This is a genomic window from Gordonia sp. Swx-4 (assembly GCF_030316175.1).
In the GTDB taxonomy this organism is placed as follows: domain Bacteria; phylum Actinomycetota; class Actinomycetes; order Mycobacteriales; family Mycobacteriaceae; genus Gordonia; species Gordonia alkanivorans.
Genome location: NZ_CP128197.1, coordinates 4,917,860 through 4,944,526, shown reverse-complemented (window position 1 = coordinate 4,944,526; position 26,667 = coordinate 4,917,860). Strand labels below are relative to the sequence as shown.

The 26,667-nt window shown below is 67.4% G+C and carries 24 protein-coding genes; 16 read left to right on the top strand and 8 right to left on the bottom strand.

Translation table 11 applies throughout. The annotated features are described in order from the left end of the window. Window positions 1-178: 178 nt before the first annotated feature. Genes PWF70_RS22385 through PWF70_RS22375 form a run of 3 tightly spaced genes read left to right on the top strand, consistent with a single transcriptional unit; the run spans window position 179 to window position 3,104 of the window. Window positions 179-1,270, top strand: a complete 1,092-nt coding sequence (locus PWF70_RS22385; RefSeq protein WP_006358005.1) for a Re/Si-specific NAD(P)(+) transhydrogenase subunit alpha — start codon at window positions 179-181, stop codon at window positions 1,268-1,270. Further along, complete coding sequence (locus PWF70_RS22380; protein ID WP_006358004.1) at window positions 1,270-1,575, top strand: NAD(P) transhydrogenase subunit alpha part 2; 306 nt, start codon at window positions 1,270-1,272, stop codon at window positions 1,573-1,575. Before PWF70_RS22385 ends, PWF70_RS22380 begins: the two co-directional genes overlap by 1 nt. Continuing rightward, window positions 1,572-3,104 carry an NAD(P)(+) transhydrogenase (Re/Si-specific) subunit beta gene (locus PWF70_RS22375; protein WP_006358003.1) on the top strand — a complete coding sequence of 511 codons (1,533 nt, stop codon included), beginning with the start codon at window positions 1,572-1,574 and terminating at the stop codon, window positions 3,102-3,104. Before PWF70_RS22380 ends, PWF70_RS22375 begins: the two co-directional genes overlap by 4 nt. 69 nt (window positions 3,105-3,173) lie before the next feature. Here the strand turns inward: PWF70_RS22375 and PWF70_RS22370 are convergent, their stop codons facing one another. Next, window positions 3,174-5,468: a thiamine pyrophosphate-binding protein gene (locus PWF70_RS22370; RefSeq protein ID WP_085948632.1), complete on the bottom strand. Its 2,295-nt coding sequence runs from the start codon at window positions 5,466-5,468 to the stop codon at window positions 3,174-3,176. A gap of 329 nt (window positions 5,469-5,797) precedes the next feature. On the opposite strand from PWF70_RS22370, the gene PWF70_RS22365 reads away from it, so the two are divergent. The 4 genes from PWF70_RS22365 to PWF70_RS22350 all read left to right on the top strand — a co-directional run bounded on the left by PWF70_RS22365 (window position 5,798) and on the right by PWF70_RS22350 (window position 8,470). Then, window positions 5,798-6,274, top strand: coding sequence for an Lrp/AsnC family transcriptional regulator (locus PWF70_RS22365; RefSeq protein WP_006358001.1), 477 nt, complete (start codon window positions 5,798-5,800; stop codon window positions 6,272-6,274). 126 nt (window positions 6,275-6,400) lie between these two features. Next, window positions 6,401-6,817, top strand: coding sequence for a nitroreductase family deazaflavin-dependent oxidoreductase (locus tag PWF70_RS22360; RefSeq protein ID WP_035753701.1), 417 nt, complete (start codon window positions 6,401-6,403; stop codon window positions 6,815-6,817). Between the two features lie 93 nt (window positions 6,818-6,910). Beyond that, the gene (locus PWF70_RS22355) at window positions 6,911-7,336 is read left to right on the top strand and encodes a DoxX family protein (RefSeq protein WP_006357999.1); all 426 of its coding nucleotides are present in this window, start codon (window positions 6,911-6,913) and stop codon (window positions 7,334-7,336) included. 105 nt (window positions 7,337-7,441) lie between these two features. Beyond that, entirely contained in the window at window positions 7,442-8,470 is a 1,029-nt protein-coding gene (locus tag PWF70_RS22350) for a YdcF family protein (protein ID WP_006357998.1), read from the top strand. 17 nt (window positions 8,471-8,487) lie between these two features. Here the strand turns inward: PWF70_RS22350 and PWF70_RS22345 are convergent, their stop codons facing one another. The 4 genes from PWF70_RS22345 to PWF70_RS22330 form a co-directional block, all read right to left on the bottom strand. Next, the gene (locus tag PWF70_RS22345; RefSeq protein ID WP_006357997.1) at window positions 8,488-9,225 is read right to left on the bottom strand and encodes a metallophosphoesterase family protein; all 738 of its coding nucleotides are present in this window, start codon (window positions 9,223-9,225) and stop codon (window positions 8,488-8,490) included. Between the two features lie 166 nt (window positions 9,226-9,391). Next, on the bottom strand, window positions 9,392-10,165 hold the full coding sequence (locus tag PWF70_RS22340) for a dienelactone hydrolase family protein (protein ID WP_035753704.1): 774 nt from the start codon (window positions 10,163-10,165) through the stop codon (window positions 9,392-9,394). A 49-nt stretch (window positions 10,166-10,214) separates the two neighbouring features. Further along, on the bottom strand, window positions 10,215-11,735 hold the full coding sequence (locus PWF70_RS22335) for an MDR family MFS transporter (protein ID WP_035753706.1): 1,521 nt from the start codon (window positions 11,733-11,735) through the stop codon (window positions 10,215-10,217). Continuing rightward, window positions 11,735-14,131, bottom strand: coding sequence for an ATP-dependent DNA ligase (locus PWF70_RS22330; protein ID WP_035753832.1), 2,397 nt, complete (start codon window positions 14,129-14,131; stop codon window positions 11,735-11,737). Before PWF70_RS22330 ends, PWF70_RS22335 begins: the two co-directional genes overlap by 1 nt. A gap of 117 nt (window positions 14,132-14,248) precedes the next feature. Here PWF70_RS22330 and ku point away from each other — a divergent pair, with 117 nt between their 5' ends. Both ku and PWF70_RS22320 read left to right on the top strand, forming a co-directional pair. Beyond that, the gene (ku, locus tag PWF70_RS22325) at window positions 14,249-15,226 is read left to right on the top strand and encodes a non-homologous end joining protein Ku (protein ID WP_442903323.1); all 978 of its coding nucleotides are present in this window, start codon (window positions 14,249-14,251) and stop codon (window positions 15,224-15,226) included. 60 nt (window positions 15,227-15,286) lie between these two features. After that, window positions 15,287-16,615 carry an MFS transporter gene (locus tag PWF70_RS22320; RefSeq protein ID WP_006357992.1) on the top strand — a complete coding sequence of 443 codons (1,329 nt, stop codon included), beginning with the start codon at window positions 15,287-15,289 and terminating at the stop codon, window positions 16,613-16,615. A 13-nt stretch (window positions 16,616-16,628) separates the two neighbouring features. Here the strand turns inward: PWF70_RS22320 and PWF70_RS22315 are convergent, their stop codons facing one another. After that, on the bottom strand, window positions 16,629-17,537 hold the full coding sequence (locus tag PWF70_RS22315; protein ID WP_006357991.1) for a LysR family transcriptional regulator ArgP: 909 nt from the start codon (window positions 17,535-17,537) through the stop codon (window positions 16,629-16,631). A gap of 85 nt (window positions 17,538-17,622) precedes the next feature. On the opposite strand from PWF70_RS22315, the gene PWF70_RS22310 reads away from it, so the two are divergent. The 3 genes from PWF70_RS22310 (at window position 17,623) to PWF70_RS22300 (ending at window position 19,911) form a co-directional block, all read left to right on the top strand. Beyond that, the gene (locus PWF70_RS22310) at window positions 17,623-18,243 is read left to right on the top strand and encodes a LysE/ArgO family amino acid transporter (RefSeq protein ID WP_035753710.1); all 621 of its coding nucleotides are present in this window, start codon (window positions 17,623-17,625) and stop codon (window positions 18,241-18,243) included. Between the two features lie 68 nt (window positions 18,244-18,311). Continuing rightward, entirely contained in the window at window positions 18,312-19,193 is an 882-nt protein-coding gene (locus tag PWF70_RS22305; RefSeq protein ID WP_006357989.1) for a YhjD/YihY/BrkB family envelope integrity protein, read from the top strand. A gap of 52 nt (window positions 19,194-19,245) precedes the next feature. Next, on the top strand, window positions 19,246-19,911 hold the full coding sequence (locus PWF70_RS22300) for a CDP-alcohol phosphatidyltransferase family protein (RefSeq protein ID WP_006357988.1): 666 nt from the start codon (window positions 19,246-19,248) through the stop codon (window positions 19,909-19,911). Window positions 19,912-19,933: 22 nt separating this feature from the next. On the opposite strand, the gene PWF70_RS22295 is transcribed toward PWF70_RS22300, so the two are convergent. After that, a complete protein-coding gene (locus tag PWF70_RS22295; protein ID WP_006357987.1) occupies window positions 19,934-20,956 on the bottom strand; it encodes an ABC transporter permease in 1,023 nt (340 codons plus the stop codon). A 93-nt stretch (window positions 20,957-21,049) separates the two neighbouring features. Here PWF70_RS22295 and PWF70_RS22290 point away from each other — a divergent pair, with 93 nt between their 5' ends. The 4 genes from PWF70_RS22290 to crtI all read left to right on the top strand — a co-directional run bounded on the left by PWF70_RS22290 (window position 21,050) and on the right by crtI (window position 24,936). Further along, window positions 21,050-21,664 (top strand): TetR/AcrR family transcriptional regulator, encoded by a 615-nt coding sequence (locus PWF70_RS22290; RefSeq protein WP_006357986.1) that lies wholly within the window; start codon window positions 21,050-21,052, stop codon window positions 21,662-21,664. A gap of 152 nt (window positions 21,665-21,816) precedes the next feature. Beyond that, window positions 21,817-22,401 (top strand): isopentenyl-diphosphate Delta-isomerase, encoded by a 585-nt coding sequence (idi, locus tag PWF70_RS22285; RefSeq protein ID WP_006357985.1) that lies wholly within the window; start codon window positions 21,817-21,819, stop codon window positions 22,399-22,401. A 37-nt stretch (window positions 22,402-22,438) separates the two neighbouring features. Next, window positions 22,439-23,350, top strand: a complete 912-nt coding sequence (locus PWF70_RS22280; RefSeq protein WP_006357984.1) for a phytoene/squalene synthase family protein — start codon at window positions 22,439-22,441, stop codon at window positions 23,348-23,350. Next, entirely contained in the window at window positions 23,347-24,936 is a 1,590-nt protein-coding gene (gene crtI / locus PWF70_RS22275; protein WP_006357983.1) for a phytoene desaturase family protein, read from the top strand. Before PWF70_RS22280 ends, crtI begins: the two co-directional genes overlap by 4 nt. Before the next feature lie 320 nt (window positions 24,937-25,256). Here the strand turns inward: crtI and PWF70_RS22270 are convergent, their stop codons facing one another. Continuing rightward, on the bottom strand, window positions 25,257-26,645 hold the full coding sequence (locus PWF70_RS22270; protein ID WP_006360329.1) for an IS1380-like element ISGosp1 family transposase: 1,389 nt from the start codon (window positions 26,643-26,645) through the stop codon (window positions 25,257-25,259). Window positions 26,646-26,667: the final 22 nt, after the last annotated feature.

Sequence of the window (26,667 nt, the reverse complement as noted above, 5' to 3'; positions counted from 1 at the left end):
GTCATCGCTGTCAGAGCCCGAGCACTTCGTGACCTGCGTCAGGTCGTCCGCACCGCCGACACATGGCGGAGCTGCACGATTTGCACGCAGGTCACGGCGTTGTACGCATGTGCGCCGACGACGGCGCCGAAAACAAGGCGGCGCTGACTCAGCGTCGCCACCAGACAGGGTGAGAGTTATGACAGTGGGTGTCGTGCGCGAGACGGCCCCGGGGGAGCGCCGCGTGGCGCTTGTCCCGAAGGTGGCCGCCTCGCTGGTGGGCAAGGGTGTGCCCGTCGTGGTGGAGTCGGGGGCCGGTCTCGGCGCCCTGATTCCCGACGAGGCGTACACCGAGGCCGGGGCCACGATCGGTGATCCGTATTCGGCTGATGTGGTGCTGCGGGTGTCGCCGCCGTCGGATGCCGAGATCGGCAAGCTGCGCAGTGGGCAGAAGCTGATCGGTTTCCTGGCGCCGCGCAATGCCGACAACAAGATCGGCGCCCTGCGTGCGGCGGGTGTGGAGGCGTACGCGGTGGAGGCGATCCCGCGTATCTCCCGTGCGCAGGTGATGGATGCGTTGAGTTCGCAGGCCAACGTCGCCGGTTACAAGTCGGTGATCGTGGCGGCGGATCTGTCGACGCGGTTCTTCCCGATGCTGACCACTGCGGCGGGCACGGTGAAGCCGGCGACGGTGCTGGTGCTCGGTGTGGGTGTGGCCGGTCTGCAGGCGTTGGCCACGGCCAAGCGTCTCGGTGGGCGGACCACCGGCTACGACGTGCGCCCCGAGGTGGCCGAGCAGGTGCGGTCGGTCGGTGCGCAGTGGCTCGATCTCGGTATCGACGCCGCCGGCGAGGGCGGTTATGCCCGCGAGCTGACCGAGGAAGAACGCGCGCAGCAGCAGCAGGCGCTCGAGGACGCGATCAAGGGCTTCGACGTGGTGATCACCACCGCGCTGGTCCCGGGTCGTCCGGCCCCGCGCCTGGTGACCGCAGCCGCGGTCGAGGGTATGAAGCCGGGCAGCGTCGTGGTGGATCTGGCCGGTGAGACCGGCGGCAACTGTGAGCTCACCGAACCCGGTGAGACAGTCGTCAAACATGACGTGACGATCACCGCGCCGCCGAATCTGCCGGCGACCATGCCCGAGCATGCCAGCGAGCTGTACTCGAAGAACCTCCTCGCCCTCATCGAGCTGATGCTCGACGACAACGGTGCGATCACACCGAACTTCGACGACGAGGTGCTCGCTGCTTCGTGCGTCACGCGTGAAACACCCCAGGAGGTGAAGGCCTGATGTATTCCGGACTTCTGGCGAATCTGGCGATCCTGGTGTTGGCCGGGTTCGTCGGTTTCGCGGTCATCTCGAAGGTTCCCAACACCCTCCACACCCCGTTGATGTCGGGTACGAACGCCATTCACGGCATCGTCGTGCTCGGTGCGCTGGTGGTGCTGGGCAAGCTCCCTGCCGATGCCGGGTGGGGTGTGCGCATCATCGCATTCGTCGCGCTGGTGTTCGGCACGCTCAACGTGATCGGTGGCTTCGCGGTCACGGACCGGATGCTGGGCATGTTCAAGGGTAAGAAGGAGGCCGCCAAGTGATCGGCTCGCAATTGGTGCTCGCCGCAGGCGCGCACACCCCGAGCGAGGGCCTGTCCTACCTGGTCATGGCGCTCTACATCGTGTCCTTCTCGTTGTTCATCTACGGCCTGATGGGCCTGACCGGCCCCAAGACCGCGGTGCGCGGCAACTGGATCGCCGCGACCGGTATGGGTCTGGCGGTGGCGGCGACGCTGCTCTACATCTACAACGCGGGCGCGGTCGGCGAGGACGGACATTCGACCGTCGGTGTGCCGACGATCAACTGGGTCCTGATCGCGATCGGTCTGGTTCTCGGTGTGGTGCTGGGTATCCCGCCGGCGCTGAAGACCAAGATGACGGCGATGCCGCAGCTGGTGGCACTGTTCAACGGTGTCGGTGGTGGCACGGTCGCGCTGATCGCGTGGGCGGAGTTCATCGAGACCTCCGGGTTCTCGGTGTTCCACAACACCGAACCGGCCTCGCCGCTGGTGGTGGGCTCGCTCATCGCGGCGATCATCGGTTCGATCTCGTTCTGGGGATCGCTGGTGGCGTTCGCGAAGTTGCAGGAGATCATGCCGAAGGGTCTGGAGAAGACCTTCGTGGCGAACGCGAAGTTGTTCCAGGCCGCCAACATCGTGCTGCTGCTGGTTGCGTTGGGTCTGGCGATCTACCTCGGCGTCCAGGCCACCGACGGTGGCGGGGCGAGTGTGTGGTGGATGGTCGGGCTGCTGCTCGCCGCCGGTGTGATGGGTCTGTTCGTGGTGTTCCCCATCGGCGGTGCGGACATGCCGGTGGTCATCTCGTTGCTCAACGCGATGACCGGTCTGTCGGCTGCGGCGGCGGGTATCGCGCTGGACAACACCGCGCTGATCGTGGCCGGCATGATCGTCGGTGCGTCCGGTTCGATCCTGACCAACCTGATGGCCAAGGCGATGAACCGGTCGATCCCGGCGATCGTGTTCGGCTCGTTCGGTGGCGGCGACGCCGCGGTCGCCGGTGGTCCCGGCGCCGAGGGCGGCACGGTCAAGGCCACCTCCGCTGCCGACGCCGCGATCCAGATGGCGTACGCCAATCAGGTGATCGTGGTGCCCGGTTACGGTCTGGCCGTGGCCCAGGCACAGCATGCGGTCAAGGAGATGGCCAGCCTGCTCGAGGCCAAGGGCGTGGAGGTCAAGTACGCCATCCACCCGGTGGCCGGTCGTATGCCGGGGCACATGAACGTGCTGCTGGCCGAGGCCGACGTCGAGTACGACGCGATGAAGGAGATGGACGACATCAACGGCGAGTTCGGCCGTACCGATGTCGCGATCGTGATCGGCGCCAACGACGTCACCAACCCGGCGGCCCGTAACGATCCGTCCAGTCCGATTCACGGCATGCCGATCCTCAACGTCGACGAGGCACGCTCGGTGATCGTGCTGAAGCGGTCGATGAGTTCGGGTTATGCCGGCATCGAGAACCCGCTGTTCTTCGCCGACGGCACCTCGATGCTGTTCGGCGACGCCAAGAAGAGCGTCGACAGCGTCATCGAGGAACTCAAAGCGCTGTAGTCGCTTACGGTTTCGACGACAGACCCCCGGTGATTCCGCGAATGCGGGACCCGGGGGTCTGTTGCCTGATCAGGGCAGGATGTCGAGGGCGGCGGAGACGATGCTGTCGGTGTCGATGCCGTGATGCCGGTAGACGTCGTCGAGAGAGCCGACCTGACCGAACCTGGAGACGCCGAGATTGGTGCTGCGCACCCGGTTGATGCCGGCCAGGAAGGCCAGGGTGTGCGGGTGTCCGTCGAGGACCGTGACCATCGGGGTGGCACGGTCGCCCGGGAAGAGCTGATCGAGGATCCAGCTCTCACCGGTACCCCGCCCCTGCCGCGCCTGCCAGGCCTCGAAGAGAAGGCCGGGGCTGGTGATGCAGAGGACGTCGGCGTTGATCCCCGACTGCTGCAAGCGATCTGCGGCGCTGAGGGCTTCGGGGACCAGGGCCCCCATCGCCACGATCGTCACCTGTGCGTCCCCACCCCGCCGGAGGGGATAACCGCCGGCGACGACCTGGCGGCGTCGACGCTCACGCGCAGCGGGGTCGGCCGGTACCGCGGCGAGGGACTGATCGACCGGACGGGTCGAGAGACGCAGATACGCCGAGGTGCCGTCGGGGCGGCCGAGCCGGGACAGAGAGGCCAGCAGGGTCCACTCGACGTCGATCCCGAACGCCGGTTCGTAACTGACACAACCCGGTTGCTCGAGGCCGATCGATGGCGTCTTGATCGACTGGTGGGCGCCGCCCTCGGCCGCCAGCGTCACCCCGGAGGGGGTGCCGACCAGGATCGACTGGCCGCCGGCGTAGATGCCGTACGACCAGGGTTCCAGGGCGCGTTCGACGAAGGGGTCGTAGAGCACGCCGATCGGCAGCAACGGCTGTCCCCAGCGGCTCCACGTGGCACCGAGTTCGCCGATCAGACCCACCAGATTGGTCTCGGCGATACCGAGTTCCATGTGCTGCCCGGTGGGCCGCTCGTTCCAGTGCATGATCGTCTCGGGGTCGTCGGCGAACCAGTTGTGCCGCTCGGTGGGCGACCAGACGCCGACCTTGTTCACCCAGCCACCGAGATTGGTGGTCGAGCTGACATCCGGGCTGACGGTGACGACTCTTTTCGCCGCATCCGGCGACTGGCGGGTCAGGTCGAGCAGCGACCGGCCGAGCGCGGCCTGGGTGGTGCTGGTGCCCTTCGGGGTGCGTCCGAAGTCGGACGGGATGTCGACATCGGGCAGCGGCGGGACCGGATCCCGTTGCAGCCGTTGTGCCGCAGCGGCACACAGTCGGCCCGCCGGGTCGTCCTCGGCGAAGCGACCCCACGGCTGGTCCGGGTCCATCCGGAGGGTGGCCGCCAGCTGTCGGTACTCCTCGACGGTCAGCAACGCCGAATGATTCTGTGGGTGGCCCTGGGTGGGCAATCCGTAACCCTTGATGGTGTAGGCGATGATCACCGTAGGGCGGGTGTCGTCGATTTGTCGATACGCCTGCGACAGTGCCTGCAGATCGTGTCCGCCGAGGTTGCGAACAGCCGCCAGGAGTGTCGAGTCGTCCAGCGTGGCAATGAGATCGGATATCTGCCGACTCTCGGAACCGGTGCCGGGCAGGCGGTCCCGGACCTCGTCCGCGGTGCAGCGAAGAAGTCGCTGGTACTCCGGGTTCGGCATCTGCAGGATGCGGGTCCGCAGTGCGTCGCCACCGGGGCGGGCGAAGAGCGATTCGAGCAGCTGACCGAACCGTACGGGGATGACCTGCCAGCCGGCCGCCTCGAACATCTTCTCCAGGCGACGGGCGGCGATGTTCGGTACGACGCGGTCCAGTGACTGGCGGTTCAGGTCGACGATCCACACCACCTCGCCGAGATCGGCGATCCCCGGATCGAGGATGGCCTCCCAGACGGCGCCCTCGTCGAGTTCGGCATCTCCGACGAGCGAGTACTGCCGGCCGCGGCCGGTGTCTCCGACGTGGGTGTCGACGTAGCGTCGTGCCATCGCGCCCCAGATCGGGGCGGTCGCGCCGATGCCGACCGAACCGGTGGAGTAGTCGACGGTGTCCGGATCCTTGGAACGGCTGGGATATGACTGCAGACCGCCGAACTCGCGAAGCGTGGTCAGGTACTTCTCGTCCAGCGTGCCCAGCAGATAGTTGATGCCGTGGAGCACCGGCGACGCATGCGGTTTCACCGACACGCGATCGCCGGGACGCAAGTGCTCGAACCACAGCGAGGTCATGATCGAGACCATCGATGCGCACGACGCCTGGTGGCCGCCGACCTTCAGCCCGGTGGGGTTCGGCCGAACCCGGTTGGCGTGGTGGATCATCGAGGTCGACAACCAGAGCACACGTTGCTGGATCGACTCAAGCGCGGCAAGCTCGGCCGTCACCGCGCCGTCCGATGCCGGCGGAGCGGTGACGGTCTCGAGGAACGCGGACTGGGGCACGGGAACTCACTTTCGAACACCATCCACGCGAACCGCGGCACGGCGTGCGGATGTGAATGTTGAATGGCGCCCCCTCGGCGGCGACGGATCGATCGCGGCCGACGGGGCGAAAACCGGGTCGCCGACGGGATCGTGTTCCGTCGAAGCTGGCCGGTTCTACGAGAAGGGGTGCACACAGTCCAACAACACCATTCTCTTTGCGCAATACTTGACGTCGAGACTGGGCAATATGCACAACCCTGATGGGTGTGTGTGGAACGGAGGTTGGCATCGTGCCAAGCGAACATCGGGCCGACCGGATCGACGCCAAGATCCTGACGGCTCTCGCCGACGACCCGCGAGCGACGGTGATGGCGGTCGCCGAACGGACCGGGCTGTCCCGCAACACCGTTCAAGCCAGGCTGAGCAAGCTTGATGCGGCCGGCGCCTTGCGGTCCTTCGAACGCCGCGTCGATCCGGCTGTCCTCGGATATCCACTGCAGGCCTACGTGCTCACCAATGTCACCCAGCGCAAGCTTGATCAGGTCGGTGCAGCGCTCGAGGCGATACCGGAGGTGCTGCAGGTCCACGGCCTCACCGGAGTTGCCGACCTCCTGGTCCACGTCGCCGCCAAGGATGCGGATGACCTGTATCGCATCGCCGGGGACATCCTGGACATCAAGGGTGTCAAGCGCACGACGACCGCCCTCGTGATGAGGGAGATGGTGGACTTCCGGGTTCGACCGCTCCTCGACGCTCTCGCGGAGTAGGCGCCTGGCGTCGATCCTGCCGAGCGGGTCAGCAGCGCGTACATCGAGCAGGAATCGAGAAGCTCCTCCGGGTCGTGCCGGATAGCGTCGAGGACGACCGTATGGGGAGCGAATCTAAGGAGGATCATGTCGATCTGGCAGTGGTATCAGCGGAAGGTGAACGAGCGCACCGTCAAACGGATTCGCAACAAGAGCGGGACGATGTGGGGCATGGACATGGTCATCCTGCGCACCAAGGGCCGCAAGTCGGGTCGGCAGCGAGAGACGCCGCTCAGCTGGTTCGCGCATGACAACGGCTGGCTGGTCGTGGCTTCCGGTGGCGGAAAAGGCAATCCGGACTGGTACGCGAACCTCGCGGCCCACCCCGACTCCGTAACCGTGGAACGGCATGGCGGACAACCGGTCCCGGTCACGCCGGTGGTGTTGACCGGTCCGGAACGAGAGGCCGCGTGGGATGCCGTCGTCAGTGCGCAACCCAGGTACGCGAAGTATCAGAAGAAGGCGACCCGCGAGTACCCGCTGGTGAAGCTGGTGTCCGCCTGACCCGGGCGAGTTACGACGGTCGATGAGTTTTTCCGACGAGCTGTGTCTATCCCTGCACGACCACCACACCGCTCGACCACCAGGGAGAACATCATGGCCACCGACATCACCACACGGAACTCGTCCGAGACCACCGCCAGCCGCAACTGGCACCGCATCGTGGGAATCGTCATCAGCGTCATCGTCGGCGCATTCCTCGCCTTCGACGTCGTCGGGAAGCTGGCTCGCCCGCAGGCGGTGATCGACGGCACCGAGAAGCTCGGCTTCGACCCCGATCAGGCCATCGTCATGGGTGTGGTGTTGCTCGTCTGCCTTGTCGTGTACGCGATTCCGCGTACCGCGGTGCTCGGCGCGCTCGGCATCACCGCCTACCTGGGCGGCGCGGTCACCGCGAACTTGAGGATCGAGGAGCCGCTGTTCAGCACGGTTCTGTTCGCGGTCTACCTCGGCGTCCTGATGTGGATCGGCCTGGTCCTGCGTCGTCCGGAACTGTTGAAGGTTGCCGGCTTGCGCCGCTGACCAGCACGAGAAGGCGTCGCGACGGCCTCGTGCCCGTTACCGATCTGGAATCGGACGGGTGCGGGGCCGTTGCGGTGGTCTCGCACTGTTACGCGAGTGACTGGTGTGACCAGAGTTAAGCGTATCCGGCTGGCGGCTGCCGCGACCATCGCGGTCGCCGCGCTCGGCGGTGTGGCCGTCGGATCTCTCCCCGCCGACGGGGCGGGCGTCGTGACAGTGGCGGACGCCGTCGACCCGGCCGGACTGTACAACGAGGCCCAGTCGAAGTTCGCGAACGGAGACGTCGCCGGCGGCCTGGCGGCGTTGCAGAAGGCGTTGACCCTGGCTCCCGCGGATACCGATGCGCTTGCATTACAGGCGATCTGGGCCGATCAGATGGAGCAGGCGTCGGTCAGCAATGCCGCGCTCAGCCGTCTGCGGGTGCTGAACCCGCTCCTCGCCACCACGGCCCGCAACGTGATCTCGGGAGTCGCCACCGCTGCGCAGATCGTGCCCGACACCACGCCCAAACCCGTGTCGGGTCGGGTCGCGATCGTCGTCCTCGGCTTCGGGTTGAACGCGAACGGAAAGATGGCCCCGGAGTTGGTGAATCGGGTGTCGGCGGGTAAAGCACAATCCGAGATCACCACCGCCGCACCGATCGTCGTCACCGGCGGGGCCCCCAAGAACGGCATCACCGAGGCCGCCGCGATGAAGACCTGGCTGGTCGAGAACGGCGTCGACACCGGCCGCATCCTGACCGAGGACAAGTCGGGTTCGACCGTGGCCAATGCGCAGAACACCTCGGAGATCCTGCGTGCGAAGGGTATTCGCGACATCATCCTGGTCACCTCGCCCAACCACATCCGTCGCGGGGCGGCGGACTTCGGTGCGACCGGGCTGCGAGTGGTCGGAACCCTCACCACTGCCACCGATCTCAGCAAGTACCTGACGCCGCTGACCAAGGATCAGACGCGGGGAATCCGGCTCGAGGCCACGCGTGCCGCTCGAATCCCCGCCACCCATCAGCCCGGTGCGCTCCCGCAGAATCTGCCCGATCCCGGGCCGGGTCTGCTCACCGATCTCGGCGGCCAGGTCCTGAAGCAGCTGCTCGATGCCGGATCGTCGGCCATCGGTTCGGGTACCGAGGGTTAGACCGAACGGGAGTTCGGTCAGAACACCACCGAACGGTAGTGGGTGACGAGGCGTCCCTTGTCGTAGATGTGGAAGGCGATGCCGGGCGGCTGTCCGCGGTTGACGATCTCGGTGCCCTCGAACGGCAGGTTGAGCGTCGATGCGACGCCCGGTGCGACGCACAGCGGGCGGTCGGCGAATCGGGTCACCGCGGGGGTGTGGGCATGTCCGCACAGGAACGCGACGATGTTCGGGTGGCGTTCGACGAGCGGGATCAGTCGCTCCTCGCCGGTCTGCCGGATCGAATCCATGAACGGCATGTGCAGTTCGACCGGCGGGTGATGGAAGGCGACGAAGACGGGCGTCTGCGGGTCCTCGGCCTCGAGGCGGGCCGACATCCAGGCGAGCGTCTGGTCGTCGATGTATCCGTCGTTTCGTCCGGGTATGGAGCTGTCGCACATCAGGAACAACACGTCGCCGACGCGGCGGGAGTGGTTGATGGGCCCGGAGGTCTCGGCGCCGAGCAGGGTGGCGCTGAACGGTTCGCGGACATCGTGGTTGCCGGCGGTGATGAGCATCGGCAGTGGACTCTCGAGAACGCCGTAGGCCTCTCGGTATTCGCTCGGCGCCCCCTCGTCGGCGAGGTCACCGGTGACCAGCAGGACGTCGATGCCGGCCGCGCGCGCGTTGATGTAACTCAGCGTCGACTGGATGCGGCTGCGATTGAACTGCGTCCCGTTGAAATGAAGGTCGCTGATGTGGGCGACAACGAACACGAAGAGCTCCTGTCACGGTCACTGACTCCCATGAGGCTAGTCCCAGGAACCGCGTGTACGCGCACCACGGGGGCGCCGCGAGTCGAAACACACTTCGCTCGCAATGGTGTGGCTCAGTCGTCCTACCGATCGGTAGGTTCTCTGGCGCACTGGCCCCGGCCGGCGCTCAGGCGGTCAGGGTTCGCCGGAACAGCGCCTCGAGCTCGGCGAAGTGGTGCTCGGCGGCCTCGTGGTGGTACGCGGGGATGTCGGACATCGTGTAGCCGTGCGCGGCACCCGGGTAGACGCTTGCCGAATGTGTGACGCCGCTCGAGATGAGCGCATGCTCGAATTGCGCGACCGCGGTGCGGGGAAGCGAGCGGTCCTTGTCGGCGTGGATGGCCAGCACGAACGCGTCGATGTCGACGAGGTGCAGGTGAGGGCTGTCGGGCGCGTCGGTCACCAGGTTGCCGGTGTGGAAGATCCCGACGGCGGCCACCTCGGCGGGACGCGCCGCCGCCAGGTTCAGGGCCAGTCGCCCGCCCATGCAGTACCCGGTGACGCCGATCGGGCCGGCGGAGACACCGGGCACCGAGCGGAGGGCGCCGAGGTAGGCGATGAGGTCGGCGCGGGCGACGTCGAAGGTGAGGGTCGATGCCCGGGGCATCACCGCCCGGAAGAACGCGCCGAGGGTCTCGGGCAACAGCAGGTCGTCGACCGGGGCCCACTCGTCGGCGGTCCCGTAGCGATAGAAGAGGTGAGGCACCGCGACCACGTAACCCCACGACGCGATGCGGTCGGCCATCGCGCGAATTCGCGGGCGGAGTCCGATCACATCGGTGATGAACAGGACGCCGGGCAGCGGCCTGCCGTCGGACACGGCCGGACGGGCCACGTACATCTCGGTGTCGCCGAAGGCCGCGGGGACCGTGATCGTCTCTCCGTGTACGTCGGGTGTCATTCGTGACTCCTCCTGGTGGGCTGCTGGTTCGGGGCGTTCGTCGAAACCGTCAGATCCCGGCTGGTGGCGCCGGGGTCGCGTCCGCGTCCCGGGACCGGTGACGCGGCAGGAACATCGCGGGAACGAAGATCACCGCGGTGAGCGCGAAGGCGACCCAGAATGCGTAGCCGAAAGCGTCCGCCAGAAGTGGACCGATGACGGGCATGGCTTCCGGTGGGACGGAACCGATCTGATCGGTGCCGCCACCCGAGGACGGGATCCGGTGGGCGTTCAGCTCGTGGGTCAGTCGCTGAGTCAGCGCCGTGACGAGCAACGCGCTACCCAACGACGCGCCGACCTGCTGGATCGCCGAGAGCGTGGGGGCGGCGCGGGTCACGACCTCCCTGCTCAGGTCGCTGTAAGCGGCCGAGATCGTCGGCATCATCACCGAACCCAGGCCCATGCCCCGGACGAACAGGGCGACACTCAGCCACAGGTAGGAACTGTCGGCGCCCACGTGGGTGAACGGGTACGTGCCGATCATCGCCAGCACGACGCCGACCGGGACCACGTACCCGGCGCCGATGCGGTCGGTGATCCGTCCGCCGATCACCATCGCCACGATCGCGCCGAGGCCCTGCGGGGCGAGCAACAGGCCCGCGTTCAGGGCTCCCTCGCCCCGAACCGTCTGGTAGTAGAGCGGAAGGAGCAGCATGCCGCCGAAGAGTCCGATCGCGACCAGGAACACCGAGACGGTGCCTGCGGCGAACACCCTGTTGGTGAGGAGCCGGACGTCGACGATCGAGTCGGTTCCCTTGCGCAGGCTGTGCCACGTGTAGAGGCCCAGCCCCACCGCACCGCCGACGAGCCAGCCGAGTACATCGGGTTCGCCGAAGCCGCCCTGGGAGCTCGCCCGCGACAGACCGTAGAGCAGGGAGACCAGGCTGCCGGAGAGTACGGCGAGACCGAGCAGGTCGAGGCGGTCACGGTCGGGCGCCGTGTCGCCGAACGGCAGTTTCCACACTGCGAGTGCGACCGCGACCAGGCCGACCGGCACGTTGACCAGGAAGATCCAGTGCCAGCTCGTGTACTCGACGAGCAGACCGCCGATCACCGGTCCCAGGACGGGGCCGAGGAGCATAGGGACGCCGAGGATGGCCATCGCCCGTCCGAGGCGGTCGGGGCCGGCGGCGCGGGTGATGATGGCCTGCCCAGCAGGCAGGAGCATGCCGCCGCCGAGACCCTGCAGAATGCGGAACACGATGAGGGTCTCGATCGACCACGCCGCCGCGCAGAGCGCCGACCCCGCGACGAACAGCGTCACCGCGGTGATCCAGGTCGGTTTGGGTCCGAACCGGTCCATCGCCCAACCGGTGAGCGGAATGACCAGGGCGACCGCGAGGAGATATCCGGTGACCACCCACTGCGTCGTCGACAGCGAGGCGTCGAGTTCGGTGCTCAGCGACTCCAGGGCGACATTGACGATGGTGGTGTCGAGAACCACCATGATCATGCCCGACACGATCACGAGACCGGTCACGATCACCGATCGGTCGAGTTTGTTCGACTGTGGGTGCGCGGGATTCGACATCAGAGATCTCCGGGGAGTTTGTCCCGGCGGATGCCGCGCCAGCTCGGGTGGCGTAGGTGGCCCGCGGTGGTCCAGTCCATGAAGCGCACCTCGCCGACGATCTTGGGCAGCACCCAGACCGCGCTCGACGCGATGGGCCGGTCGAGTTTGTCGAGGAACGGTGACCGCGAGATCTCCAGCGGCTCGAGTTCTTCGGCTAGCGCCCGTAATTGCGCGTCGGTGAACCCGGTGCCGACGCGTCCCACGTAGCGCAGTCCGGTCTCCTCGGGCAGTCCGAGCAACAACGACCCGATGGTGTGTGACCGGTTGCCGCGCCCGGGCCGGTAACCGCCGACCACCACCTCGATGTCGCTCCAGTTCTTGTGCTTGAGCCACTTGGTGGAGCGTCGGCCCTGCTGATACACCGAGTCGCGTCGTTTGGCGACAACACCTTCGAGGTTGTGTTCGCGGCTGTACTCGATCGCCGCGCTCGCGGGCGCCGGAAGCAGCGGCGGCACATCGACATACGGCGACCGGCGGAACGCGGTCGCGAGTTCCTCGAGGAGTTCGCGTCGTACGGACCACGGTTTCCGCAGCAACGACGTCCCGTTGAGATAGAGGATGTCGAACAGGTGCAGTTTGAGCGTGTACTGCTCCTCGGTGTGCTTCCGCGACGTGAACAGCGTGAAGTTCGTCCGGCCGGTCGAGTCGATGGCCACCGCCTCGCCGTCGAGGACGACGTCCATCAGTCCGAGATCGTCGGCGATGCCCGCGAATTCGGGGAAGTCCTTCGTCATGTCGATTCCCGACCGGGACGTGAGCCGGAACTCGCCGCCGATCGACCGCACCAGGAGCCGATAACCATCCCACTTTCCCTCGAACGCCCAGTCCCGTTCGTTGAGCTTGTCGATCGGATCATCGGTCGCGAGCATCGGTCGCGGATCGGTGAGGCTGTCGGGGACGATGGGGCGCGGCTCGTCGGTCATCAGGTGGGCGAGCCAGTTCTTGTCCCCGGTGCGGATCAGTGCGTACCGGCCCTGCACCTTCTCGCCGTGCAGGCGGACGATGACCTCTTTCTCGCGCCACTTCTCCAGCTCGAAAGTGCCCTTGTCCCAGATCGATACGTGACCACCGCCGTACTCACCGGCCGGGATGTCACCCTCGAAGTCGGCGTAGTCCATCGGATGGTCCTCGGTCTGGACCGCGAGCCGGTTCTGGTCCGGATCGGTCGGCAGGTTCTTCGGGACGGCCCATGAGACCAGCACCCCGTCGTGTTCGAGACGGAAGTCGTAGTGGAGGCGCCGCGCGTGGTGTTCCTGGATGACGAAGATCGGTTCGCGCGGGCCGGTTTCGGATTCGGTGTCGGCATCCTCGTCGGATTCGCGCAGGCGCTGCCGGTGGTTCTCGTCGCCGAAGGGTTCAGGTGTCTTGGACTCGTCCCGTTTACGACGGTACTCCCGCAGATTGATGATCTGACCCGCCTGCGAGTCCCCGGCGTCGGGCTCCTCGGCGCCATGTTTGTCGGCGTCGGTGGCCGGATCGTCGTCGTACGGCGCGTCGAGACCCCCGAGGAGATCGCCGACGTCGGCGACGCGGTCGAGGACCTCTGTGTAGAGCAGCTGGGCGATCTTCGGGTCCTCGATCTCGTCCCAGGTGCGGGGCGCGGCGACCCACGGTTGCTCGCGCCCGCGCAACGAGTACGGAGACAGCGTGGTCTTGGAGGCGTTGTTCTGGCTCCAGTCGATGAAGACCTTGTCGTCGCGGATCTTCTTGGACATGTTGGCGGTGATGAAATCGCTGTTCTGCCGGGCGAACTCGTTGGCCACCTCGCGAGCCACCTTTCGTGCGGCCTCGGAGCTCACCGGCTTGGGCAGTCGGGCGTAGATGTGGATTCCCTTGCCGCCGCTGGTCACCGGATAGGTGGTGGTGCCGCCCAGCCAGTTCCGGATCTCCACCGCCACGGCCGCGGTCTCGTGCAGGGGGACCCGCGGACCGGGGTCGAGATCGAAGACGATGCGGTTGGCCATGCGCTCGCCGTCGGGGCCGATCGGTAGTTGCCACTGCGGGACGTGGATCTCCAGCGCCGCCATCTGCGCCAGCCACACGAGCGTGGCGCGATCCTCGGCCAGTGCGTACTCGATGACCCGCTCGCTGTGCTGGATTCCGTACCGGCGAACCCAGTCGGGTGCACTGTCGGGCATGTCCTTCTCGAAGAACGGCGTCGACTCGACACCATTGGGCCAGCGTTTGCGGGTGACGATCCGGTTCCGCAGATGCGGCAGCATGACGTCGGCGATGCGCGAGTAGTAGTCGATGACGTCGTACTTCCGGGTCCCGGTCGCCGGATAGAGCACCTTGGAGAGATTGGTGATCGAGATCCGGCGGCCGTCGACCTCCAGGTTCTCTCCGCCTGCCATCACTCCATTGTCCACACCCGACGCCCCGAGACCGGTTGATCGACGCGTGGATGTCGGCCCCGCCGTGTTGCGCCCGGTTGGCGACGTGCCGTGCGAATGCCTGGCACAATGTTCGACATGCGCTCGATCTGGAAGGGCGATCTCAGCTTTGGTCTGGTGAACGTACCGGTCAAGGTCTATTCCGCGACGGAGAGTCACGACCGCAAGTCGTATCAGGTCGACTCCTCCGACGGGACCCGCATCCGCTACCGCCGGGTGCGCGAGGGAACCGACACCGAGGTCGACTACTCCGACATCGCCAACGCCTACGAGTCGGAATCGGGCGAGACGGTGATCCTGACGAAGGACGACCTGGCCACGCTGCCCGTGCAGAAGAGCCCGGAGATCTCGATCCTGGAGTTCGTGCCGGCCGAACAGGTCGACCCGATCTACTTCGACAAGCCGTATTACCTGGAGCCGTCGTCGAAGTCGCCCAAGGCCTACGTGTTGCTGGCCAAGGCCCTCGAGGAGACCGATCGCCTCGCCATCGCGACGTTCACCCTGCGCAACCGCACGCGGGTGGCGGCGTTGCGGGTCGTCGACGGGGTGATGACGCTGCAGACCCTGTTGTGGCCGGACGAGGTTCGCAAACCCGACTTCGGCTTCCTCGACGAGGACACCGAGATCCGCGATCAGGAACTGAAGATGGCGGCCTCGCTGATCGAGTCGATGGCCTCCGACTACGACCCGTCCGAATTCGAGGACCGGTACCAGGAGGAACTGTCCAAGCTGATCGAGGCGAAGGCCGAGGGCAGCGAGGCGTTCCCGGAGTCGGACGAGGAGAAGCCCGAGGAGGAGGACTCCGAGGTCGCCGATCTGCTTGCCGCCCTGCGTGCCTCGGTGAAGGATCGTGGCTCCTCCTCTGACGAGGACGAGGGCGAGGCGGAGAAGAAGGACACGGCCGCGAAGGCTCCGGCGAAGAAGGCCGCCAAGAAGGCGCCCGCGAAGAAGGCGCCGGCCAAGAAGGCGGCGTCGAAGAGCAGCTCTGGATCGTCGGGCAGCAAGAGCACGGCGAAGAAGGCGCCCGCCAAGAAGGCCTCCCGTAAGGCCAGCTGACTCTGCTCTCCGCGGGAAATTCGCTGGCCTGAGACCGGCGGCGTCCGGCAAGCTCGGAGGGTGAGCACCAACGTCGACATTCGTCTGCCCCGCGCCCTGAAGCCCCTGGCGCGACGGCAGTACCGGCTGCTGGCGTCGGGTCTGATCCTGGCGATGTTCGGTGACGGGATCTGGACCATCGCGGTGATCTGGCAGGTCATCGCCCTCAGCGGCGGACCGGGACAGGTGTCCCTGGCGGCCGGGACGGCCGCGGTCGGGATGCTCGTGTCGACCCTCGTCGGCGGTGTCCTCGCCGACCGGATCTCGCAGCGCCACATCATGATCGGTCTCGAGGTCACCAAGATGGCGGCCTTCGGTGCCGTGGGTGCGGCCTCGGTGTTCGGAGTCCTCGACCTCTGGATGGTGGTGATGGCGTCGCTGCTCGCCGGTGTCACGATGGGCATGTACTACCCGGCGTACTCGGCGTTGCTGCCCGGGGTGGTCTCCGCGTCGGAGCTGCAGGCGGCGAACGGCATCGAGGGCTTCTTCCGTCCGGTGGTGTTCCAGGCCGTCGGTCCGATGGTCGCCGGTGCGGTCATCGGCGCCACCGCGCCGGGTCAGGCGGTCGTGTTGGCCGCCATCGCGTCCATCGCCTCGGGTGGCTGTTACCTGGTGATGACCCCGGTGACCTCACGACGGCTCGGCGAACCGGAGACCTCTGAGGCGGAGGTCGCACGCACGAGCGCACGCGGCAGTGTCGTCGTCGACCTCGTCGAGGGCTTCGTCTACATGATCCGCACGCCGTGGCTGTGGGGAACCCTGTTCTTCGCCTGCGTCCTGGTTCTGGCGACGATGGGCCCGATCGAGGTGCTCGTGCCCTTCGCCCTGCGCGAGCGCATCGACGGTGGCGCCTCCCAGCACGCGTGGGTGCTCGCCGGCTTCGGCATCGGCGCAGCCGCCACCTCGCTGGTGTTCGCGTCGCTGCCGATGCCGCGGCGGTATCTGACCGTCATGTTCGGCATCTGGTCGTTCTCGAGCGTGCCACTCGTCCTGATGGGTGTCGCCGACGCGACCTGGATGTTCGTCGCGGCCGGTGTCGGCATGGGCGTGATGTTCGACGGCCCGATGGTGTTGTGGGGCACGCTGCTCCAGCGTCGTGTCCCGCCGGCACTGCTCGGCCGGATCGCGAGCCTCGACTTCTTCGTGTCGGTCGCACTGATGCCGGTGTCGATGGCGATCGCCGCTCCGGTGTCGTCGGCGATCGGACTGACCGCGACGTTCGTCTTGGCCGGCCTCCTGCCGGTCCCCATCGCGTGGGCCTTCTACTTCGCGGCCCGCATGTGGCGCGACGAGATCGAGAACCCACTGGTCGACGAGACGCCGCCGACGCTGGTGTCGGTGAACGACTGACCCTCCTGCCCGGTCACCGCAGCACCTCTGCGGCCCCGGTGACGACCAGATCAGTAAGATGTTGCAGCAGAGGGGAACTGAGCTTCCAGTGCTGCCAGTAGAGCGGGACGTCGAGGTGGTGGTCGGCGATCAGGCGCACGCGGCCGTCGTCGAGTGGCTCTCGGATCTGGACGACAGGAACTGCGCCCCAACCGATTCCGAGCGACACCGCGCGGTGGTACTCGGTGGAGGACGGGATGTAGGCCGCCGGCGGGTCGACGGCGCGTCCGGCCAGCGCCGCGACCATGTCCAGCTGGATGTGGTCGTTGCGGTCGAACTGGACCATCGGGGCCCTCGCCAGAGCCTCGGCGTCGAGGCCGTCGGAGAGCCAGGTGGCGATGAACTCCGGTGTCGCGACCGGCAGATACCGCATGCTGCCGAGGGACTGCAGGGCACAGCCACGGATGGCGATCGGGTCCGACGTCACCGCGGCGAGCGCGTCACCCGACTTCAGCAGGGCGCTGCTGCGGGTCTCGTCGTCGCGGAACACCTCGACGGCCACCGCATGCTCACGGTGGAACCGGGCGAGCACCGGGAGCAGCCAGGTCGCGAGCGAGTCCGCGTTGGTCGCGATCGGCAGATGCACACGGGGCCGGGAGGTCACCGGGGCGTCGTCGTCATCGGGTTCGCCGACGAACTCGGCGCGCGTCTCGGCGAGCAACAGCTCCCACTGCCTGGCCAGGCGGACCAGCACTTCGCCGTCCGGAGTCGCCGACGCCGGTTTGGTCCGGCGCAGCACCACCCGGCCGACCGCGGATTCCAGCGCCTTGATCCGCTGGCTGACCGCCGAGGGCGTGATGTGCAGCGACGACGCCGCGGCGTCGAACGTTCCTTCGCGCAGGACCGCGGCCAGCGTGCGCAGACCCTCCTGGCTGATGTCCATGCGATCAGACTAGATGAAGAACAGCTAATGATTCACAAGGAACATTCGCTGTACTGATCTCTGCGCACTCCATAGCGTTCACCGAGTGTCCAGTTACCTCCTCCCCGCGATCGCCGGTCTGCTCACCGGCGCGGGCCTGATCGTCGCGATCGGTCCGCAGAACGTCTTCGTCCTCCGGCAGGGTGTCGCGCGACGGCACACGGGGGCCATCGTGGCGGTGTGTGCGATCTCTGACGTCGTGCTCATCGTCGCGGGAGTGGCCGGGCTCGGCGCGATCGTCGCGGCGCATCCGCAGGTGATCACCGTCGCCAAGCTTCTCGGCGGTCTCTATGTCCTCGTGCTCGGATTACTCGCCGCCAAGCGTTGTCTGCGCAGCAACGAGGCCATCGCCGCCAACGCCGAGGAGGCGGAATCGGCCGGACGATGGGTCGCGGTGGGCACGGCGCTGGCGCTCACCTGGCTCAACCCGCACGTCTACCTCGACACCGTCCTGACCATGGGCGCGATCGCCAACGGTCACGGAAACGGCAAGTGGGCGTTCGCAATCGGGGCCTGCGTGGCCAGCATCCTGTGGTTCACCGCGCTCGGGGGAGGTGCTCGGCGCCTGTCGCATCTCTTCGCCAGCCCGCGGGCGTGGAAGATCCTCGACGCCGTCGTCGCGGTCATCATGATCGGGATGGCGGTCGCGCTCTTCGCCTCGATCTGACGGCGCGTCGTCGGTCACTTCCTCCGGGACATGCCTAGTCGAGATGTTTTTCGGGTACACCGGACAGCGTGATCCTCAGTTCTGCCGCCCCGCAGGCGCGTTCCGCGCCGGGCACGGTGCTGTCCGCCGTACGTCGGCTGGCGTCCGGCACCAAAGAGGTCCTCGCCCGCGGCGACCTCGCCGCCGCTGCGGCGACCCTGACCTATTACGCCGCCATCGCCGTCGTCCCGTGGGTGCTCCTCGCGATCTGGTCGACGACGTGGCTGCGCGGGGATGCGGCAGCCGAGTCGACCTGGCGTGAGCTGGCGGTCCTGATTCCGCCGGAGATGGGTGGCCGAGACGTCTTCGGCGAGGCGGTGTCGGTCGGCACCAGCCTGACCGGCTGGGGTGCGCTCGTCCTGCTCTTCCCCGCGTCGTTCTACGGGGAAGGACTTCGACGTGCCTGCCTGATGATGCATCCGGAGAAGGACCGCTTCACCGGATGGCGCTCCCGGCTCTCGATCCTGGTGTTGTTCGTCTTCGTGCCGCCGCTGACGGCGGTCGCGGTCGCGGTGGCATCGTCGATCACCACGCTCGCCCCCGACGGCGGGGGGACCGGCGACCTCGGGGATCTCGCGGCCCGTGTGGTGATCGAGTTCCTCGTCGTCTGGCTCACTCTCACGATCCCGCTGACCTGGGTCTACTGGAAGGTCACGCCCGGTGGTCCGTCTCTGTTCGTCTCGGCGGTGACCGCGTTGGGCGCCGCGTCGTTCATCGCGGGCTTCTCGCAAGGGTTCCTGCTGTTCCTGTCGCTGCCGATCGACGTCGGGATCCCCTACGGAGGCCTCCGGGTCATCGGCGGGGTGGTGGCGGCCGGACTGTGGCTCTACGTGCTGCACATCCTGGTGATCGTCGGCTGGGCCGTCGGACAGTCGCTGGGCCGGACCGCCGGAGGCGGCCGTGTCGACTGAACCGGATCATCGGGCCGGTCGCCGACAGGCCCGCCGGACACAACGGCATGCCGTGCTCGACGCATGGTCGGAGTTGCACGGGGGAATCGATCCCCGCGGGTCGTTCTGGGTCGAGCGGTGGGTGCTCCTCAGCAACGCGTGTGCGCGACCCCTCGTGCGACTGGGCATCACACCGAACGTGATCACCGTCTGCGGCGCCGCGGTCACCGCGATCGCCTTCGCGGTGACGTTCGCCGGGCGCGGCTGGTTCGCGGTCGCGGCCGTCGTGATCCTTCTCGCCGCGGTCCTCGACGGGGTGGACGGCGCCATCGCCGCCCAGACCGGCGCGGCCACGCAATGGGGCCGGGTCCTCGACACGATGGCCGATCGATGGTCCGACATCTTCCTGGCGGGCATCGTCGTGATGGCCGGTGCGCCGCCGTGGTCGGGGGTCGTGATCGCCGTGCTCACCCTGTTCCTCGAAGGCACGCGGGCAACGGCCCAGGCCGCCGGGATGAAGGGCCCCGGAACCGTCACGGTCTGGGAGCGGCCGTCGCGTGTGATCCTCGCCTTCATCGCGATGGTCGTGGCCACGGTCGTGTGGCAGGTCGGGCTCGCCGACGGCGTTGCCCGGACGCTGGCGGCGATCATCGCCGGGATCGGTGCGACCCTGGCGACGATCGGCCTTCTCCAGTTGTTCGTCGCGGTGTTCCGGCAGACCCGCGGGCTGCGCGCCTGATGCAGGCCCGGCGCCGTTCGATTCAGCCCCGGCGCGGCCGGAGGCCGGAGACGGCGAGCAGGATCGCGCCGACGGCGATCCAGCCCAACAGAATCCACAGCGGGCCGGCGAACGAAGCGTCGGGGAAGTAGGCGACCGACCGGGTCAGGGTGCCGCCGGCGCCGGTCGGCAGCCACTGCCCGAGGGCTCCCCATGGAGCCGGGAGCAGGTACGGCGACGATGCGAGCCCGGACAGCGGGTTGGAGATCAGCATCATCAGGATCGCGGCGATGCCGACGCCGGGTGCGCCGATGAGTGAGCCGGCTCCCGCGGTGAACCAGGAGATCGCGCCGATCATGAGGGTGAGAGCCAACGCCACCGGCACCACGCGCCCGTCGATGACCCCGAGCCACGACCAGACCGCCGCAAATCCCAGGCCGGCCACCAGCGGGCCGACCAGCACGACGGTGGCCTGCATCCACACCCGGCCGGCGAGGGCGATCGCGGCCGCTGCGCCCAGGGCGATACCTGCGATGAGCAGCGGCAGCAAGCCCGCCGCGAATCCGGTTCCGCGTGCATCGGTGGCCGGCGGGGCGACCACGGACTCGGTGGTGACCGGAAGTGACTGCGCGGTGGCGATACTCGCGCCGACGCCGGTGACGATCTGGGCGAGCGCCGGGGACCCGGCTTCGGCGGTCAGGGCGGTGACGCCCTGCGGGCCGACGGTGATGGCGCCGACGATGTCCCGGGACTCGATGGCCTCCCGCGCAGCGGCGGGATCGGCGAACTGCTCGACGGCGAAGGCATCCTCACCGGCGCGATCGGCCAGGACGGATTCGATGGCCTGCGCTGCGGGTGCCGGTGCGACCAGGCCGAGCGGGACGTCGTGCGGCTCGGGGTCCACCGCAAGGGACACGAACATGGCCGCGATCGTGCTGACCACGATCGGTATGGCGAAGACCAGGGCGACGACGATGCGCCACGACGGTCCGTGTGAACGGGATGGTTCGGGCGGCCGATCCTCGGTGGCGAGGTTTCGATCGGACGGTTCGGTGTACGTGGTCATCACTGCCTCCAAAAAGAACGAACTCTCGTTTTTAGAAGTATGCGCCGAGCGTTGATGGCAATCAAGAACGAATATTCGTTTTACACTTGTCGAATGCCGAAGATCAGTGCGGAACGCAAACTCGAGCGGAGTCAGCAGATCCTCGATGCCGCACGCCGCTGCTTCGCCGAGAAGGGGTTCCACCGGGCGTCGATGTCCGACGTCATCCGGGAATCCGGCCTGAGCGCCGGGGCGGTGTACTCGTACTACTCGTCGAAGGAGCAGCTGATCGCCGCGGTCGCGCGGTCGGTCTTCCTGGCCTACGAGTCCGGCCTCGGCGACCTCGTCGGCGGCGACGGCGCCCCCGCGTCACCCGAGGACGCCATCCGGATGCTCGCGGCGCGTGTGATGGCCGAGATCGCACCGCTGACCGACGACTTCCGGATGGTGATGACCATCTGGGGTGAGGCGGCGAACAACCCCGAACTGCGCGAGATCGTTCGCGAGATCATCCTCGGGCTTCGGAAGGTCTTCGAGCACGTCCTGGTCCGCTGGCGCGACTCCGGCCACGAACTGCCTGGTGAACCGGCAGAACTGGCCCTTCCGATGGTGTCGGTGATGCAAGGCGTCGTCGTGCAGCAGTCGCTCGTCGGCGACGTCGACCTGGACGCCTACGTGGACACCTGGTGTGCGTTGATGCGTGCCGCCGGCCTCGGCGATCAGGGCTGATCCGCCCGCACTGCCTACCATCGAATCCAGGGAATCGGCGCGCGATCTCCGTGTCGTCGTCCGGGACCGACCGGCCCATCCGATTCGGCCCCCGGTGACGAACAATGGGAGAACCTGGCTCGACCCACGATCTCGACTCTGATGAGGAACTGATGACCAACGACTCGGTGGTTCTCGCCGACGCCGACGGCCGCCCGTGCGGCACCGCCGACCGCGAGGGCGTGCACGGTCTCGACACACCGCTGCACTTCGCGTTCTCATGCCACCTGGTCGATGCCGACAACCGGATCCTCATGACCCGTCGCGCACTGTCCAAGCGCAGCTGGCCCGGCGTGTGGACCAACTCGTTCTGCGGTCATCCGCGTCCGGGCGAGGCCGTCGTCGACGCCGTGCACCGGTACGCGCAGCGAGAGCTGGGCATCGACGTCGACGACGTGCGATGCATCCTGCCCGACTTCCGGTACCGGGCCGTCGACGCGAGCGGCATCGTCGAGAACGAGATCTGCCCCGTGTATGTCGCGCGGCCCGTGGGTTCGCTGAAGCCGAGCCCGGACGAGGTCGCCGAGTACGCCTGGGCGGAGGTCCCGGATGTATGGGATCTCGCGTTGCGCACCCCCTGGGCCGTCAGCCCCTGGTTCGCCGACCAGGTGCGCCAGCTGCCCGGCCCCGATCCGTACGGAATCGTCGACGCCGCGGATGCGACCCATCCGATCATTGCCCGGGCATCGAATTCATGACATACCAACCCCAACGTCACACCGCAGGAGCCATCGGATGATGCATCTACCCGGTCATACCGAACTGGTCCCGCCGCATCGGCGGTACGACGCCGTCGCCGAGGCGAGCGCGGCGCTGGTGATCAGGTCGTACTCGAGTTCCTTCGGACTCGCCTCGCGCCTGCTCGCCCCGGCCATCCGCCGCGACGTCCGCAACATCTACGCGCTCGTCCGCGTGGCCGACGAGATCGTCGACGCGCCGCGTCCCGAGCAAGGCCTCGTCGACCGCAGCAACGAACTCGATCAGCTCGAGGATCAGACCTCGGCCGCGATGATCACCGGGTCGAGCAGCAACCTGGTGGTGCACGCCTTCGCACGGACCGCCCGCCGGGTCGGCATCGACCTGGACCTGGTGGCGCCGTTCTTCGCCTCGATGCGTTCAGACCTGACCGAGGTCGAGCACGACTTCGAGAGCCTGGCGTCCTACATCTACGGCTCTGCCGAGGTCGTCGGCCTGATGTGCCTGCGCGCGTTCCTCGCCGAAGAGGCGAAAGCCGAAGCGCGTTACGACCACCTCGCGCCCGGCGCGCGTCGTCTCGGCGCCGCCTTCCAGAAGATCAACTTCCTCCGCGACTTCGGCGAGGACAGTGACGGATTGGGCCGCCGGTACCTGGTCGGCCTGGACCCGGACAGCCCGGACGACGCCGCCTGGTCGCTGTGGCTCGATGACATCGATCTCGACCTCACCGCCGCGGCAGCCGCCATCCCGCACCTGCCGGCGAGCAGCCGCGTCGCGGTCTGCACCGCACACGATCTCTTCGCGGAACTCACTGCACGCCTGCGTGAATCGTCGGCCGCCGAAGCCAGACTGAACCGTGTCCGCGTTCCCAACGCCGGCAAGGCCAGGATCGCGGCGGCCGCCGTCGCCCGACGCGGGATGCCGCGCACAGCAAGGGGAGTGGACGCATGACCGCACGCAAACGCATCGCCGTCATCGGCGGCGGTGTCGCAGGACTGTCCACCGCCGCGCTACTCGCCCACGACGGCCACGACGTCGAGGTGATCGAGAAGAACGACGACCTCGGCGGACGTGCCGGGCTGTGGAGCAAGGACGGGTTCCGGTTCGACACCGGGCCGTCGTGGTGGCTCATGCCCGAGGTGTTCGACCACTACTTCGAAATGCTGGGCACGTCGACGAAGGAACAGCTCGATCTGGTCCGACTCGATCCCGGTTACCGAGTGTTCTTCGGGGAGAACGGTTCCGATGAACCGCCACTCGACATTTTCGGCGATTATGAGCGCAACCGAGAGGTGTTCGAGAACATCGAACCGGGTGCCGGAGCGGCTCTCGACTCCTACCTCCAGACGGCTCGCCAGGCATATGACCTTGCCGTCGAACGGTTCCTGTACACGAGCTTCGACTCCACCCGCGCGTTCCTGAGCCTGCCGGTGCTGAAGAACGCGCCGACGCTCGCGAAGCTGCTGACCCGCTCGCTCCAGTCCTTCATCTCGTCGAAGTTCAGCGACCGACGCCTGCAGCAGGTGCTCGGCTATCCGGCGGTGTTCCTCGGTTCGTCGCCGGAGCGGACCCCGTCGATGTATCACCTGATGAGCTGGATGGACCTCGCCGACGGCGTCCGATACCCCCAGGGGGGCTTCACGACCCTCGTCGACGCACTCGAGCGCGTCGCGCGCGAACGCGGCGTCGTGATCCACACCGGTACGGCCGCGACTTCCGTGCTGACGCGCAAACGGCCGGGTCGTCGACTCCGCCGTCGCGCCGAGGTGGTCGGTGTTCGCGTCCAAACCGCCGACGGGGGAACGCGGGATCTGCCCGCCGACATCGTCGTCGGCGCGGCCGATATGCACCACCTCGAGACCAAGCTCCTTCCCGGCGATCTGCAGACCTTCCCGGAGCGCTACTGGAAACGCGCCACCTCGGGACCGGGTGCGGTCCTCGCCTACCTCGGCGTGAGCGGTGAGCTGCCCGAACTGGCCCATCACTCGCTGTACTTCACCGAGGACTGGAAGACCAACTTCGACGCGATCTTCGAATCACCCACGCGCGTACCCGATCCGGCATCGCTCTACGTGTGCAAGCCGTCGGCGACCGACGACTCGGTGGCCCCGGACGGTCACGAGAACGTGTTCGTCCTCGTCCCGGTCCCGCCCGATCCAGGCCTCGGACACGGCGGAATGAACGGTGCCGGCGACCCCGACATCGAGAAGGTCGCCGACCGAGCCATCGCGATGATCGGCCAGTGGTCCGGAGTCCCCGACCTCGCCGACCGCATCGTCGTACGACGCACGGTCGGTCCCGCGGACTTCGTCGACAACGTGAACTCGTGGTGCGGCGGTGCCCTCGGACCGGCACACACGCTGCGCCAGAGCGCATTCCTGCGCTCGACGAATCGCTCACGCAAAGTCGAGGGGCTGTACTACGCGGGATCGAGCACCCGACCCGGTATCGGCCTGCCGATGTGCTTGATCAGCGCGGAACTGATCCGCAAGCGGCTCAACGGAGATCGCTCGGTCGGTCCGACGCCGACGCACTGACCCCTGCTGCTGCCTGAGGTGCGAGGAGCGCAAGCGGCCCCTCCCGCTGCCTGAGGTGCGAGCGAAGCGAGCCTCGAAGGCCTGATGAGATGACGTCACCAGGCCTTCGAGGCTCGTCGCTATCGCTCCTCGCTCCTCAGGCAGCGACAGTGGCCTGCCGTCGCTCGCTCCTCAGCCTGGATCCGTGGAGGGGTGTGGGTGAGTGGTGGTGGGGTGTGTGTGAGTGGTTGATCGTGTTGTGGGCGTCGGGTATTCGCTGATCTTGCGTCAGCTTTTTCACTGGGTTTCCTGGTCGTGGGTGGGCGTGTTGGGGTGTTGGGTCAGGTGGTGTTCACCGCGGCCCACAGGGTGGTGAATGCGTGTTGGGATGGCCAGTGTCGGGGCAGGTGCAGGATGGGTGTTCGTGCTGGTCGGGCCAGTCGGGCGGGCACGGCGATGAGCGTGCGGCGCAGCGTCGCTCCGCGCGCGGCTCGTAGTCTGGGGGCCGCGCTGAGCGCGGCGAGGGTGCGCATGAGGTTGTGGCTGATGGCGGTCAGGGCCAGCCAGGCGGCGTTGGCGCCGAAAACGCCGGAGGGAAGATGCGCCAGCGGTCCGTCGATGAGGTCGGCGAACACGGTCTCGATGACGGCGTGGCCGCGGTGGTTGATGTCGGCGGTAACGGTGTCGTCGGTGGTGTTGGTGAAAAACGAGTGATACCGCCAGGCCGGCATCAGGGTGTCGGTGTCGGCGGGGTGATGGGCTTTGACTCGCCGCACGATGAGTCGGGCGGTGATCGGGTGCGGTGAGAGTGGTTTGACCGTGTAGGTGGTTTCGGCGACTTCGGCATCAGAGATCAACTCGCCGGTGTCGGGGTCGGTGACCGCCCCGGGATAGGACACCGGTGTCCAGGCGTCGTCGCCGATGGCGGTGATTGCGCGGGTGATCGCGGTGTTGGTCCGCAGGACCAGCGAGAACGTGGCGCCCAGGCGTTGGCAGGTAGCCATCACCTCGGCCGACCCGTAGGCGGCATCCGCGCGCACGGTGATCTCACCGGCGGCTCCGGCGCGGCGGGCGGTGGCGATGGTTTCGGCGAGCATCGTTGCTGCTCCGGCGCCGGAGGCGGCGCGCCCGGCGCGCAGCCAGGCGTTGGCGATCACCGGTGGGTGCTCGGGTGCACTGAGGGTGGCGATCAGCGGTGAGAGGCCCCGACGCAGCAGTTCACGTCCGGCGATCTTGGCGTGTCCGTAGGAGGCGCCGGTCTTCTGGTAGCCATAGACCGGGCGCAGCAGGGAATCGATATCGAGGAACACGCGGGCACCGTCGGTGGGTAACAATCCTGCCCGGGCACACATCGCCGGCAGCGAGCGCGTCATCACGGCGTTGAGTTGTCGGGTGTGCCCGGGGGTGAACTCCCGCAGGGTTTGTCCGATCGTGGCCGGGGCGTATACGCGGTCGAACAGGCGGGTGTGCCCACCGGCCCGGACGATGTCGAGGTCGTCGATACTGTCAGCGCCGCAACATAACCCGGCGATCACGGTCAGCAGTTTCGCTTCCAGGTTGGCTCCGGCGGAAGCGACCCGGGTGGTGCCCAGATCGACCCGTTCGGCCAGCAATGCGGCCACCCCGGTCGAGTGAGCCAATTCCATCACCGGCACCAACCCGGCATGCGACACCAGATTGTCATCGTCAAAGAGTGCCGACGTGGCCGAGAAGCTGTGTGATACTTTCACTGAAAGTGCCTTCTGAGCTGGG

Excerpts from the sequence above, each read along its gene's own strand:
- PWF70_RS22385 (WP_006358005.1), top strand. The coding sequence starts at position 179 with ATGACAGTGGGTGTCGTGCGCGAGACGGCCCCGGGGGAGCGCCGCGTG.
- PWF70_RS22380 (WP_006358004.1), top strand. The coding sequence starts at position 1,270 with ATGTATTCCGGACTTCTGGCGAATCTGGCGATCCTGGTGTTGGCCGGG.
- PWF70_RS22360 (WP_035753701.1), top strand. The coding sequence starts at position 6,401 with ATGTCGATCTGGCAGTGGTATCAGCGGAAGGTGAACGAGCGCACCGTC.
- PWF70_RS22355 (WP_006357999.1), top strand. The coding sequence starts at position 6,911 with ATGGCCACCGACATCACCACACGGAACTCGTCCGAGACCACCGCCAGC.
- PWF70_RS22340 (WP_035753704.1), bottom strand. The coding sequence starts at position 10,165 with ATGACACCCGACGTACACGGAGAGACGATCACGGTCCCCGCGGCCTTC.
- PWF70_RS22335 (WP_035753706.1), bottom strand. The coding sequence starts at position 11,735 with ATGTCGAATCCCGCGCACCCACAGTCGAACAAACTCGACCGATCGGTG.
- PWF70_RS22330 (WP_035753832.1), bottom strand. The coding sequence starts at position 14,131 with ATGGCAGGCGGAGAGAACCTGGAGGTCGACGGCCGCCGGATCTCGATC.
- ku (WP_442903323.1), top strand. The coding sequence starts at position 14,249 with ATGCGCTCGATCTGGAAGGGCGATCTCAGCTTTGGTCTGGTGAACGTA.
- PWF70_RS22315 (WP_006357991.1), bottom strand. The coding sequence starts at position 17,537 with ATGGACATCAGCCAGGAGGGTCTGCGCACGCTGGCCGCGGTCCTGCGC.
- PWF70_RS22295 (WP_006357987.1), bottom strand. The coding sequence starts at position 20,956 with ATGACCACGTACACCGAACCGTCCGATCGAAACCTCGCCACCGAGGAT.
- PWF70_RS22290 (WP_006357986.1), top strand. The coding sequence starts at position 21,050 with ATGCCGAAGATCAGTGCGGAACGCAAACTCGAGCGGAGTCAGCAGATC.
- idi (WP_006357985.1), top strand. The coding sequence starts at position 21,817 with ATGACCAACGACTCGGTGGTTCTCGCCGACGCCGACGGCCGCCCGTGC.
- PWF70_RS22280 (WP_006357984.1), top strand. The coding sequence starts at position 22,439 with ATGATGCATCTACCCGGTCATACCGAACTGGTCCCGCCGCATCGGCGG.
- crtI (WP_006357983.1), top strand. The coding sequence starts at position 23,347 with ATGACCGCACGCAAACGCATCGCCGTCATCGGCGGCGGTGTCGCAGGA.